Here is a 13,109-nt window from a genome sequence, read left to right as displayed (position 1 = left end):
GATCAGCCGCCGAACGAGTCCAGCGGTGTCCGCTGCCCTTCTCGAAACTCGTCTAGGGCCCGCTCGAAGGAGTACGACGAGGACCGGTAGAGCACGGATCGATCGTGCGCGACGAGGATCATGCCGCCGCCGCGAATCGATCGGAACACCGCGACTCCCCCATCGAACGGGGCCGCGGACACGGGATCTTCAAAGACCTTCCCCCGCTTCTCGTTGAGGGAGCAGAAGAGACGAAATCCCGAGTCCGCGAGTCGGCGGTCCGATGCCGAGAGCCGTCCCCAATCGACCGAGGGTGGCACGGCATCCCCACGGCTGACGGGAACGAGGATGGGCGATAGGGCCGGTGATCCCGCCGCGTCGAGGTACGACTCGCGGATCTCCTGCGGCGTCGAGCGCAGCAGGTGGGTGAAGTCGCGGGCATCCCTTGCTGCGGTGATTCCAGCATCGGCGATCTCAATGCCCCGTTCGGAGCCGTCTGTCCCGCGCACGGACACCCACCCGGGTGCGACGGGCTCAAACCGCAGGCCTTCCGCGATCTCGACGGGAGGAGCGGGCTCGACGAGGAGGGGGAGCCTGAGCTGGGGAGCGTGCCGGGCAGCCGGACCGAACTGCAGCAGCAGATAGCGCTCAACGTCTTCGACGCCGCGAGCTCGCATCCTCGTGTCATGTAGGCCACGGGAGTACCGGCGGACGCACCACCATCCGTCAGCGTCCGAGACTTCATAGCCGGTCTCGAAGTCACCGACGAGCACCGTGTCGCCACGTGCGGTCACCTCGGCGCCGCCGAGCGCGACGAACTCCCGGAAGGCCGTCGAGAACAGCCACTCGGGCGACCACGACAGAACGACGGGCGGGTTCACCTGGGGTTGACCGACGTCGAAGACGGGAGATCCGTGTGGGTCCAGCAGTGCTCGTCGAAGGGTCCCGAGGGGCACGGCCATGAGGTGACTGAACGTTCGGGGCTCCCAGGGAACCCCGCGAAGGAAGATCACTGTTCGGCTCGGATCGGCCACGTTCCAGAGACGAACGTTTCCCTTGCCGTCGGTCGCCGACTCGGTGCCAGCGGCGAGCGCTGGCTGAGTGCTTGTCGCCAGCAGCCCGAATCCACGCGTCCCCCGGACTGATGCGTTGCCGATGAGGAAGGTCAGGTAGCGCTCGACGTCCTCGAGCCGTGACGCCTGAAACTCCGTGACATAGCTTCCCGATCGCGACGCTCCGGCCACCAGATAGCCGGCATCGCTTGATCGGACTCGGTGGCGCTCCTCGCCACCCCTGCTCCACACTTCGACGTCCTCATCGTCGCTGCCGACCGCGTACCCAGCCAGCCCGATGAACTCGGCGAACATCGACGAGGGACCGAGTGCGTTGAAAAGCGTCACGCAAGCGACGGTAGCGTGCCCGGGCCGAGGGAACCCTGCCGGGTCTACCCGACCCCACCGTGCCTCGAGTGCCTGCAGTCGAGGCTCATCGCTGGGGTTTACTCGGCCGCGTGAAGCAATGTGGTCGATGCAGCTCCTTGTAGGCGGTGCATCCGTCTCAGAACCTCCTTCGTCTCGAAACCCATGGGTTCTGAGAATCAGAGGACCCAGGGGTCGGCTGGCTGTACCCGCTCGTCGACGAGCGTAATGAGCCACCCGGTCAGACTCTCGTCACCTTCATGCGCTTGGAGAGTGTTGGGCCCGTACCAGCCAGTCGCACCCGCCGGAGGGTCATGCTTTGCCAGTTCGCGTTGCTCGTGTTCTCGTTGAGGGTTTCGCGTGTTCCGTGTTGTAAGAACTTCCTCGAGATGCGCTGATCCGGGTTCCGGACGAAGGATCTGCTCTCGAGCACCTGTCAGGGCGAGTCTGACGTAGACAGCGCTTATCGATGCAACGGTTCCAAGGATCGACCATGGCGACGCGCTGCGTAGCGGAGCGTACTGGTCGAAGTGCCAACAGATTTCGTCGAGTTCGTTGCCGTAGTACTGCCAGGTGGCCTTCTCGGCTAGGCGTTCGATTCTGTCGCCAACTGCGATTATCTCGCCGTCTTCTTCGAGTTCTGTCACGCTGCACGTCACTCGGATCATGAGAACAGGGTCCAACGTCAGCTGTCAGATCGGCAGGTCAAGGCATCGCCCCTCCTCGGTCGAGGTCTCGGCCGCAGATACCTGCCAGTGAGACATCGCAAAACCCAGGGGTTCTGCGACAACGTGGGACCGGGGAGAGCGCCGCGAAGCTCGCCGTGCGTCCCTGGCTAGAGCTCGATACTCATCGTGTAGACGAGAGGCCCATCCGCGATTTGCGTCTCGTGACCGACCTCGAAGCCGTGTCGCCTGTAGAGGGAGACGTTCCGTTCTGCAGATGTTTCGAGGGAGATGCGTGGGGATGGCGACGTGGCCACCTGACGCAAACATTCATCAAGGAGTCGAGAGCCCAAGCCCTGGCCGGCCCGCTCAGGACGCACTCCTATCGTCGCGAGGTCCCATGATTTCTCGAGCCTGGGAGGCAACTCGACTCCGAATACAGGGCCGAGACGATCGCCCATGAGCTCGGTGATTTCAACCTGTAGAGACTCGGCAGGTTCGGGGACCCCGGGTGGGAGCAGGGCGGCGACTCCGGCGAGATCGTCGCTGACTACGACGACGCCGTGCTGCAGCGCATGCGTCAGGTAGATGGCCTGGAGTTGCTTGAGTCGAGCTGAGTAATTGTCGCTTGGAATGCTCCAGCGCGTCCACGGGTACGAATCGAAGGCGGCAGCAAGGGTAGCTGCCGCTTGAGATAGGTCTGAGTGAGTTGCATTTCGGATCGCTACTGGCACCCGAAAATCCTATGCTCAGTGCCTGTTCCCCAGACAGCGGGTCCCGAGCACCGTAGGTATAGCACGGCTCGTGTCAGCCTTGACTGGGGCGCTTGGAGAACGTAGTGAGACGGTCTCCAAACCCATGGGTTTCGCGAGCAAACTTTCGCAGCGAGTCGCCCTATCCTGGGTCGAAGACGTGACCCAAAACTCCGCTGGTCAGCGTGAGCCACACGAGCATGACCGCTGCTCCTAGGCTCACAAGCAGCGTGAGCATCTTTCTGTCCTCGTTTGATGGCATGACACCAGCTTGCATACTCTGCACCTGAGGGCATGCACAAATGTTGCGAGACGCGGTGAGCAGTCGTCGTGTTGCCTTCGCACGCCGAGACGTGTCGATCTCGTGCCCTGCCGCGTGAGACGCCTCAAAACCCATCGTTCAAGGCCTGAATACAACGCTGTCGAACCAGACCGGTCGGAAGATGTGCGGTCAATTGCTCGTAGCGGGGAGCCTCACAGGCGTGACGTTGGTTAGCGCTCTCGCACTGGCGTGATCAGGACCCCGCCGAATCGCGCCTCGGAGTAGTCCCACTCGCGTCCATCAACCCATACACGCGCCGAAATGCAGGGCAGCGGTTCGTGCTCACCGTTCGGCCAGTGCAACACGAACCCGCCGCTGAACGACGCGTTCGATCCAGTCACTCGTGCACCGTTCGCATCCACTGCGCGAGCCTCGCATTCGAGGCACAAGTATTCGGGGTACCGATCGGATTGGAGGACTTGGGTGCCGCAGTTCGGGCAGGGCTGCAATCCGCGGGCACCAGGGAGGAACGGGCTCATCTAACGAGCGTAGGCCGAGCGGCGCGCGTGCTGTTCGCGTACGGCCGGCTGATCGACATCGGGCACAGTCCGGAATGGTGGAGACGGGTTTGGAGTGTCTCGCTCCCCCAGCCTGGCCAAGTGAGACATCGCAAAACCCGTGGGTTGTGAGAATGAGGGTGAGCCCCACGAGTACGTGTTCCCGCGCCCACCTCCCGCACTTCGTCGTGGACACGCCGCCTGGCCGTGTCCGCCCGTGGCTAGGTCGGGCGAGAGCATGGGACAGTGAGCACCCATTTCGACAAGACGTTGAGCGTCCTGCGGGCACGTGCGTCGTGTGGCGTGGCTTGGTGAACCACTAATCGGTTAACGCGAAACGGGCTGTGGCGGGGAGGCGCTGGCGCCATCCGGAACCCCCGCAGCCTGACGACGGGCCCTGACGAGACCAGCCACGATCGCGATCACAACCAAGGCGACATCCAGCGCCCCGTATACGACCGCGGTGGGTTCGAGACCGAAGCGCTCGACGGCGAGGCCCGCCACCAGCGCCGGGACGCTGAAAGCGATATAGCTGACGATGTACATCGTCGAGAAAACTTGTCCACGCTCGGTATCCGGAGCTGCCTCACCCAGCGCGCCGACGGCGAGGCGGAAGGTCGCACCGAAACCGAGACCCGCGATCGCCGAACCGACGATATACAGCGGCGTACCGGCCATGACGAGTGCCGCGATCGTGATCAGCACCCCGAGAATCAGTGTTCCGTAGCCGAACAGTGTGCCCAAGCGCGGGGGGAGAAATGCCGAGATAGCTGTGCCGACCGTACCGGCGACGAAGAAGGCCCCGAGCACGAGGCCGATGGTGAAGTGGCTCGGCACGCCGAGTACGGTGCCGAGGATCGACGACCCGAGTGACAGGTAGAGGCCACCTAGTGCCCAGGTCGCGGCGATCGAAGGGACAAGGGCGAAGAAGATGCTTCTTGCGGCGGGAGGAAGCCCGATGCTCGGCAGGAGCGACCGCCAGATCGAGCGGGGTGTGGGACTGTCTGGCCGGACGCGTTCTGGAACCAGCCAGATGAGAGCGGCGATGACCAGATAACCGACAGCCAGGATCCAGAACACCAGCTGCCGAGGGAAGGGCGCGAATTCGACCAGCGCGCCGGCGAGCACGGCACCGAACGCGATTCCCAATGACGGGACCGCGCTGCTGACCAGCGAACCGGAGCGGGCGCTCGGCGCTTTGTCGATGATCATCGCCGTGAAGGTGCCGGTGGCGGCGCCGACCGCGAAACCCTGCACGAGTCGCGCCACGACCAGAGCGCCCGTACTGTCGGCCGTTGCGAAGAGCACCATGCCGAGGGTCAGCAGAACAAGAGAGGCCGACGCCACGGGGCGACGCCCGATCCGGTCGCTCAGCGAACCGACCGTGAGCAGAGCGACGAGCAACGCGACGACGTAGGCCGCGAAGATGACCGTCAAGGTGAACGATGAGAAGCCCCAGAGCTGCTGGTAGACGGGGTAGAGCGGAGACGGAGCCGATGCGGCAGTCAGCGTCGCCGCACCGGCGAGGCCAGCGAGCGCAAATGAGATGGGGCGTGAGAGCACGATTCCTCCGTCGTAAAGCAACGATCTTTGCTTTAAACATAGGCCTCGGTGTTGGTTATAGCAAATTTCTTTGCGATAATCTGATCATGTCATCTGCTGCAGCGTCGACCCGGCCCGGTGGCCGGAGCGCAAGAGTTCTGAACGCGATCTACACCGCCGTCGGCGAGCTCGTCGGTGAAGGAACAGAGAGGATCACCTTTCCGCTCATCGCCGAGCGCGCCGGAGTCAACCCGACCACGCTGTATCGCCGATGGGACGACGTCGACGCTCTGCTCGAAGAGGTCTCCGTCGCGGCGCTGACGCGAGAGGGTGACCAGATTCCCGACACAGGCGCCCTCGAGACGGATCTCACGGAGTGGGCACTCATCATCACCAAGGACATCGCGCGGCCACACCGCACACGGTATCTGCGAGCGATGGTGGCAGCGCGCGCTGAGATCGTCTCGAGTTGCCCCGTGATGGAGCGGCGGCGCGACCAGGCGGCGGAGATGGTGCGTCGGGCATCAGGGCGTGGACAAGCAGCGCCGACCGTCGGGCAGATCCTTGACCACATCGTCGCACCGCTCTATCACCATGTCGTCTTCGCCCTTCCTGCCGACGAGGACTATGCGCGGCGACTCGTTCGCGACGTGCTCTTGATGGTGCGCTGAGTCCGAGAAGGGGTTGCCTAGCTTTTCCCGGTGGTCACGCCTCCGCGACGACGTCGGCGTCGGCGTCTGAGATGCCGTCATGAGACGCCGCGAAACCCAAGGGTCTCCCGATGCCGCCTCTGTTGCGGAACGAGTTCGATTCGCGGTCCGGAAGCGGTTGTTCAGGAGAGTCTGCTGAGGAGGTTCCGCAGGGCGGCATCGTCGTGGGGAAGGGCAGGTTGGGTGTTGCTGAGCGCGAGGTGCACGATGCCGTGGACGAGTGCGAACGCGGCGAGCGCGTCAGTGCGCTCAGGTTCGTTACCCCCAGTGGCGAGGTGAGCCCAGGCGCTCTTGCGTGCGCTGGAGAGGCGGGGGTGTGCCAGATCAAGCAGCTCCGTCTGCCACATGACGTTCACCGCAGACGCTGATTGCTCCGGGGCTGCCGACTTCAGGAGCTGGGATCCCTTGCTCAGCGGGACCCGCAGTCGGGATCGCAGGAGCGGAGGTCGACTCGGCCGGCGGAGGGGTCGGTGTCGCCTCGTTGACGGTCTCAGCATCCGCACAGGCAGACACGAGCGTGATGATGGCGTGCGAGACGTTCCAAAGAGCCCATGGGCTTTGAAACGCCCACCGGCGGGTAAACGCGCTGGGTTCGATGACGGGGTACTCGCCGGCGTCAAGGCACGCGGACGACGACGTCGTGAAGCACGTTCTTCGCGACCGCTTCGCCCCTCAGCACCTCGAACATCAACTCGCCGGCCGCGCGGCCGTACGCGCGGGGACGCAGGTCGACGCTCACGAAGTCGTCCAGGCCGGACTCCGTCCTCGGGTCGCCGCTCATCGTGGCGATTGGCAGCGTCGCCTGCCCCCGCGCAGCTCGCAGGAGCTTGAGACGCGGGGCGACACCCTCCTGGATGACCAGGATGCTGTCGATGCCGTCAGTGGCGTCGATCCGATTGAGCACGTCGATGAGCTCTTCGCGGACCGGATGCACGCCAAGTCCGAAGACCAGGGGCTCATTCCCGTCGTTCTCGCAGCGACGCCGATAGGCCTCGTCGACCTCCAGCGACCACTGGGGTGCGACGGCAGAGTCGATGCTGACGAGGGCGGGCCGACGCCCACCGATGCTGGCGAGCGCATCCATGACACGTCCGGTCAGCGCGCCCTGCGCGGCGGCGATCGTCGCCATGACCTGGCCGCTCGCCTCACCGCGGTACGGCCCGACCGCAACCACGGGGACCTTCCTCCGGAGGGCATCCGCGACGAAGGCATCGCCCGGGAGCGAGTCGAGAGCGATGAGACCATCGACGTTCAGACTGCGCGAGGCGGCACGCGTTCCCCCCTCGGTGAAGAGGACCAGGTCGTTGCCCTCGGCTGCGGCAACCTCGGTGACGCCGAAGACGAACTCCATGTAGAAGGCGAGAGATTCGGCCGAGGAGATCAGATGCAGGCCGATCGCGTTGTGCTTCCCACCACGGAGCGCCTGAGCGGCGCGATTCGAGACGTACCCCATGGCTTGCGCCTGCTTCATCACCAGCTCACGAGTGCGCTCGGAGACGCGACCACGGCCGTGGAGGGCGGAGGACACGGTGGTCGGCGAGAGCCCGAGCTCTCGTGCCAGGTCGAGGATCGTGACAGGTCCGGTACTCACCGGACCAATCTACTCGCGATTTCGGCACCGCTCTTGCCCAGGACTTCCAGGTGCGGTAACGTCACCGCAACACTGCGGCAACGTTGCCGCAAATGCTCCGGAGCATGCTTCAGCTCACACTCTCTCGCACACCGGCGCGCACCTTCCCAAGCGGGCGCCGTCCCGATCACTGGAGTCCACATGACCCACCCATCCACGCAGGCGACTGCCACCGCCACCCTCAGCGCACTCACTCCCCGAGTCGTCCTCAGCTTCGTCGGCACGCTCGTCATCGCCTTCATGGCCGCGAACCTCGTGCCGGTTCTCATCGCCGGTATGGTCACCCACCTCGACATCGACATCAGCACCGCAGGCCTGCTCGCCACCTGCATGAGCCTCGCGTCTGTGTTCGCGATGCTCATCACCAATGGCTTCGTCGCCCGCGGCAACCGCGCCGCGATCTCGCGTGTGGGCCTCGTGCTCCTTGCTGGCGGGTACTTCCTCGCAGCGGCACTCATGAACGTCGCCGGGGTCGCCACCGGCCTCATCGTCGGCGGCCTCGGCATCGGCATCGTCCTGGCCTGCGGCACCGCGGCGCAGTCGTCGACCGTCAACCCGGACCGCACAGTGACCACCGTCATGATCATCAACCGCATCGGCGCGACCTCCCTGCTCGCGATCGCGCCACTCTTCCAAGGCGACCTTCGGGCCGTGCTCATCACCATCGGCTGCCTCGGCGTGCTCGGCCTCGTGGTCGCCGGCGCCTTGCCCAGCCTTGGCATGAAAGAGCCGGCCACCAAGACCGGGCCGACACGACTGCAGAGCATCACGACCCTCGGCATCGTCCTCGCCGTCGCGACCGGCCTCTGGTCGGTCACCGAGGACATGGTCTACTCCATGACCAGCGTCCTCGCGGATCGCGCCGGCATCGCCCCGAACGTCGCAGGGTGGCTGCTGTCCGGCAAGGTCTTCGGCGGCCTCATCGGAGCGCTCCTGGCCCCGGTCGCCCTCAAGCGTCTCGGTCGCAGCACATCGCTGCTGATCATCGTCGTCGTCAGCACCGCCGCCAAGTTCGCAATGATCACCTCCACCGACCCACTCGTCTACGGCCTCGCCATCAGCATCTGGGGTGTCATGTACGGCGCAGTCCTCGTTCTCCTGCTCGGCCTCGCCGCCGTCATGGATGTCACGGGCCGCACGGGGGTCGTCGTCATGGGCGTGTACCTCACCGGCATCGCGCTCGGCCCGTTGCTCGGCGGCCAGCTCATCGGGGCCGTCACCCCGCTCATCTACGCGGTCATCGTGACCGTGCCCAGCATCACGTTCGGCCTCGTGCTCTTCAAGATCGCTCGAGCGAGCCGCAAGTTCGAGGACGGCAACACGACCGCGATCCCCGTCTCGACGGGCGCCGAACCAGCTCGCCGCTGACCCGCACTACAGCCGACAACCGCACGCACTCGAGGAGACCACCGTGACCCCTGCAGCACCCGCGGACCTGATCATCACCGCAGGCCGCATCCACACCTTGACCGAGGATGGAGAGCACACCACGACCGTCGCCATCCGCGACGGGCGCATCATCGCCGCCGGAGGCGACGAAGTCCTCGACGAGCTCGCCGGGCCGGACACGAGCATCCACCGCTACCCAGAGGCGACCATCACGCCGGGGCTCATCGACAGCCACACGCACATCGTCTGGGGCGCCGAGCTCTCGCGCGGCCTCAACCTCACCGACCTCACACTCGCCGAGGTGCGCGAGCAGCTCGAAGCCGCCGCCCGCCACACCCCTGAAGGCGAGTGGCTCTTCGGATGGGGAGTCGACCCGAACATCTTCGGCGAGGGCTTCGACGGGCGCATCTTCGACGACATTACCGGGCACGTGCCGCTGTTCCTGCGCATGCGGGACGCGCATTCCGCGGTCGTGAACTCGGCAACGATCGCACGGGCCGAGCTCACGGGGGCAGAGACGTTCCCGGACGAATCGCGCATCGACGTCGACCGAGACGGAGCCGTCACTGGCTACGTGCTCGAGCTGTCCGCCATGAACCTCGTCATGGCGCACGCCCCGGAGCAGTCGTTCGACGACCGCGTGCGGCAGGTCAGGGAAGTCCTCGCCGGCATGTCCGAGGTCGGGTTGACCTCGACGCACGTCCTCGACCTCCACGAGGGGAGCCAGGAGATCCTGACGGCCGCCGAGGAGCACAGCGAGCTCCCTCTGCGCCTCCGCATCTCCCCTTTCGTCATGCCAGGATCCGACCACGATGACTTCGAACGCCTCGCGGCTCTGCAAGGCGAGGGCGGGCGGCGCTGGCGCATCGAGGGAGTGAAGTTCTTCATCGACGGCACCGTCGACAACGGCACCGCGTGGCTCCACCAGCCCGACACCTACGGGCAGGGCACCGACTCCATCTGGACCGACCCCGACGCGTACCGCGCCGCTCTCCGCTTCTTCGCCGAGCGAGGCATCGCGACCGCGACCCACGCCATCGGCGACCGCGGCGTCGACTTCGTCCTGGATGCGATCGAAGAGCTCGGCGAGGTCAGGCACCTCGCACCGCACCGCATCGAGCACATCGAGACGATCCCAGACTCGACCGTTGGCCGATTCGCGGAGCTCGGAGTCGCCGCGAGCATGCAGCCCATCCACGGCACACACCACACGAAGGCCGACCGAAGCGACAACTGGTCGGTACGGCTCGGGGAGCAACGGGCCTCGCACGGCTGGCGCTGCCGCGACATCCGCGAGACCGGTGCCACGCTCGCACTAGGAAGCGACTGGCCCGTGACGCCGTTCGACCCTCGAGCGATGATGGCCGACAGCATCCTCCGCTACCCGGTCGCCAAGCCCGGCACCGCCCCAGTCCAGCCGGAGCAGGGGCTCACCGCACTCCAGGCGCTCGAGGGGTACACATCCCACGCCGCCCGAGCCGTCGGGCTCGACCACGAAGAAGGGAGCATCGCGCCTGGGGCCCGTGCGCAGCTGACGGTCTTCGCAGCCGATCCGCTGAGCATCACCCCGGCGACACTCGCCGAGACGCCGGTCATCGCCACCTACGTCGACGGGACCCTGGCACACGCGACCGCGACGGCGCGCGTCTAGGCGGAAACTCCTCGGAGCGGCGTCGCGGGCCTCAAACGCGAGGCGCGGAAACTGGTGGCATCGCCTCCAGATCTCGACGTCCGCTACCGGGCTTGTCGAGGCGCGCGCGGAGGCGCATCGACAAGCCCGGTGATCGACGCCTCAGCGCCTACGCGATTCGGATGAGCTTCTTGTTAACGAACTCGTCCATCGCGGGCTTGCCCATCTCGCGGCCGGTACCGGAGCGCTTCACGCCACCGAAGGGCAGCTCCGCGGCGTCGCCGAGGACGAGGTTGATCCACACCATGCCGGCGTCGATCCCGTCCGCGACCCGCAGCGCCTGCTCCTGGTCGGTCGTGTACACGTACGAGCCAAGGCCGAACGGGGTGTCGTTCGCGAGGCGCACGGCCTCCTCCTCGGACGCGACCCGGTAGAGCGACGCGACGGGCCCGAAGAACTCTTCGTGGAACGCGTTCATCGCAGGTGTCAGGTCGGTGAGGACGGCCGGTGGGAAGAAGTTGCCCGTCGGCTCACCCGATGCCAGGATCGTCGCGCCCTGTGCCTTCGCGCGGCCCAGCTGTTCGCCGAGACGCTCGGTCGCGGCGGCGGACGACAGAGGCCCGAGTTGAGTGCTCTCCACCATCGGGTCAGCGGGCGCGTTCGAGGTGAGGGCCTCGGTGAACTTCTCCGCGAACTCATCGAACAGCTCGTCGATGACGATGAACCGCTTGGCGGCATTGCAGGACTGCCCGTTGTTGTCGATGCGGGCGTTGACGGCGTCCATGACGACGGCATCCATGTTGTCGGTTGACAGCAGGATGAACGGGTCGGACCCACCGAGCTCGAGCACGACCTTCTTGAGGTGCCTGCCCGCCAGCTCTGCGACGGCGGAACCGGCACGCTCCGAACCGGTGACCGAGACGCCCTGCACGCGGGGGTCGGCGATGACCGTCGCGATCTGATCGTTCGTGGCGAAGATGTTCACGTACACGGAATGGTGGGCGCCGAGTTCGGCTTCCGCGTCGTCGAAGATCTGCGCGATCGCCAGCGCCGACTCGGGGCACTGCGGGGCGTGCTTGAGGAGGATCGTGTTGCCGTTGACCACATTCGGACCAGCGAACCGCGCCACCTGGTAGTACGGGAAGTTCCAGGGCATGATGCCGAGCAGCACACCGAGCGACGCGCGTCGGATGAATGCGGAGCCCGTGCCGTCGGACAGTTCGATGGCCTCGTCTGCAGAGAACGCCTCGCCGTTGTCGGCGTAGTACTGGTAGATCACCGCGGCGAAGTCGACCTCGTCGAGCGCCTGCTCGTAGGTCTTGCCCATCTCGCGGACGGCGATCTCGGCCAGCTGTTCGCGGCGTTCCGTGTGGAGAGCGGCGACGCGCGCGACAAGCGCGGCACGGTCGGCGACGGCGACGCGCCGCGACCACTCCTCGTGGGCGGCGGACGCGGCGGTGATCGCCCGCTGCAGCTCCTCGTCCGTGATCGTCGGGTATTCGCGGAGAGTCTCTCCGGTCGCGGGATTGACAACGGCGTAATCGCTCACTGGTGTGCTCCTCTGTCTGAAAGGTAGGGGGATATGGGTGGAATTCTGAGGGCGGCATGAGGCTCGGATCGGCGTGCGGCAGTGCGAATACCCGTTTGCAGAATCACGGAGGCCACAACTCGCATCGAGGCCGGGATCCGCACATCGGGCGGTCCCGCAGCGCGGTTCTGCGGCTCGTCGGCAAGCCCCGGGAAATCGCCGGCCGCGTCTGGAGATCTGTACGAGACACGTGTCACGCTCCCGCCGAGGCGATGCTCCGGAGAACCTGCTCATTCGCTCGTATGTGCTCCAGGACGGCCGCGTGAGCGGTCTCGGCGTCGCGTCTGAGAAGTGCTTCGGCAATGAGCACGTGTTCCCGGAGTGCGTCTTCGTGGTGCCATCCGACCACCACCTCCCGGCGCTGGAGGAGCCTGATCGCGAAGGTCATCTGACTGCGAATAGAGGCGAAGAACTGATCAAGGAGAGGACTGCCGGCAAGGGCGATGACCGAGGCGTGGAATTGCACGTCCGCCGTCGCGTGACGCGATGAGTTCTGCCCCTCCGCGGCCGCCCGCCGGAGATCAGCTAGCGAGACCATCACGGTGTCGAGTGCGGAGTCCGGCGCATCGGCGCAGGCGCGGGCACCTGTGCCCTCGAGGACAGCGCGGGCAGCGTAGAGGTCCGTGACGTCGTCGGTCTTGAACTGGCGGACGCGGGCGCCCCGGTGCTTCTCGTGGGTGACCACGCCCTCTTGCGCGAGCATCAGAAGGGCTTCTCTGACGGATCGTCGTGAGGCGCCGAACCGGTCGGAGATCGAGATCTCCCGCAGAGGCTCGCCCTGCTCGAACCGCAACGCGAGGATGTCGTCGCGCAGATGGTCGGCGATCAGCGAGGGTGCAACCATATTTGCCTCCGGGCCGCCAGAAGCGGCCGCATCAGATGTGACCAGGTGTCGTGGTCGTCGCCAGTGTACCCACGGGGTCAGCGCCGTCCGTCGCACGCCCGCCAGGCGGATCGCACGACGGGCGATGGGGCCCGTGGCTGGAT

Annotated in this window: 11 protein-coding genes; 3 read left to right on the top strand and 8 right to left on the bottom strand. The window is 65.9% G+C overall.

Translation table 11 applies throughout. From position 1 onward, the window contains the following. Positions 1-2 precede the first annotated feature (2 nt). From C5E06_RS14745 to C5E06_RS14730, 4 genes are all read right to left on the bottom strand, one after another. Positions 3-1,379, bottom strand: coding sequence for an Imm61 family immunity protein (locus tag C5E06_RS14745; RefSeq protein ID WP_146081395.1), 1,377 nt, complete (start codon positions 1,377-1,379; stop codon positions 3-5). Between the two features lie 197 nt (positions 1,380-1,576). Beyond that, positions 1,577-2,044, bottom strand: a complete 468-nt coding sequence (locus C5E06_RS19070) for a hypothetical protein (protein ID WP_146081394.1) — start codon at positions 2,042-2,044, stop codon at positions 1,577-1,579. A gap of 188 nt (positions 2,045-2,232) precedes the next feature. Then, on the bottom strand, positions 2,233-2,796 hold the full coding sequence (locus C5E06_RS14740) for an N-acetyltransferase (protein ID WP_104307398.1): 564 nt from the start codon (positions 2,794-2,796) through the stop codon (positions 2,233-2,235). Positions 2,797-3,960: 1,164 nt separating this feature from the next. Beyond that, positions 3,961-5,196 (bottom strand): MFS transporter, encoded by a 1,236-nt coding sequence (locus C5E06_RS14730; protein ID WP_181062997.1) that lies wholly within the window; start codon positions 5,194-5,196, stop codon positions 3,961-3,963. Between C5E06_RS14730 and C5E06_RS14725 the strand changes: the two genes are divergently transcribed. Beyond that, a complete protein-coding gene (locus tag C5E06_RS14725) occupies positions 5,187-5,846 on the top strand; it encodes a TetR/AcrR family transcriptional regulator (protein ID WP_219820219.1) in 660 nt (219 codons plus the stop codon). The genes C5E06_RS14730 and C5E06_RS14725 overlap by 10 nt on opposite strands. A gap of 161 nt (positions 5,847-6,007) precedes the next feature. On the opposite strand, the gene C5E06_RS14720 is transcribed toward C5E06_RS14725, so the two are convergent. Beyond that, positions 6,008-6,232, bottom strand: coding sequence for a hypothetical protein (locus C5E06_RS14720; protein ID WP_104307394.1), 225 nt, complete (start codon positions 6,230-6,232; stop codon positions 6,008-6,010). Positions 6,233-6,501: 269 nt separating this feature from the next. Beyond that, on the bottom strand, positions 6,502-7,476 hold the full coding sequence (locus tag C5E06_RS14710; RefSeq protein ID WP_104307393.1) for a LacI family DNA-binding transcriptional regulator: 975 nt from the start codon (positions 7,474-7,476) through the stop codon (positions 6,502-6,504). Between the two features lie 180 nt (positions 7,477-7,656). Between C5E06_RS14710 and C5E06_RS14705 the strand changes: the two genes are divergently transcribed. Next, positions 7,657-8,883 (top strand): MFS transporter, encoded by a 1,227-nt coding sequence (locus C5E06_RS14705; RefSeq protein ID WP_104307392.1) that lies wholly within the window; start codon positions 7,657-7,659, stop codon positions 8,881-8,883. 43 nt (positions 8,884-8,926) lie between these two features. Beyond that, a complete protein-coding gene (locus C5E06_RS14700; RefSeq protein ID WP_104307391.1) occupies positions 8,927-10,555 on the top strand; it encodes an amidohydrolase in 1,629 nt (542 codons plus the stop codon). Between the two features lie 148 nt (positions 10,556-10,703). Here the strand turns inward: C5E06_RS14700 and C5E06_RS14695 are convergent, their stop codons facing one another. Then, positions 10,704-12,083: an aldehyde dehydrogenase family protein gene (locus C5E06_RS14695; protein WP_104307390.1), complete on the bottom strand. Its 1,380-nt coding sequence runs from the start codon at positions 12,081-12,083 to the stop codon at positions 10,704-10,706. A gap of 232 nt (positions 12,084-12,315) precedes the next feature. Further along, entirely contained in the window at positions 12,316-13,062 is a 747-nt protein-coding gene (locus C5E06_RS14690) for a GntR family transcriptional regulator (RefSeq protein ID WP_146081393.1), read from the bottom strand. Between the last annotated feature and the right edge of the window lie 47 nt (positions 13,063-13,109).

The organism is Pseudoclavibacter sp. RFBI5 (assembly GCF_002931395.1).
Lineage (GTDB): Bacteria > Actinomycetota > Actinomycetes > Actinomycetales > Microbacteriaceae > Pseudoclavibacter.
Note: the sequence above shows the minus strand (reverse complement) of the source record. Positions and strands in the feature narration are given on the sequence as shown.

What these genes read in the sequence shown, in the direction of transcription:
- C5E06_RS14720 (WP_104307394.1), bottom strand. Translation starts at nt 6,232, where the DNA reads ATGTGGCAGACGGAGCTGCTTGATCTGGCACACCCCCGCCTCTCCAGC.
- C5E06_RS14705 (WP_104307392.1), top strand. Translation starts at nt 7,657, where the DNA reads ATGACCCACCCATCCACGCAGGCGACTGCCACCGCCACCCTCAGCGCA.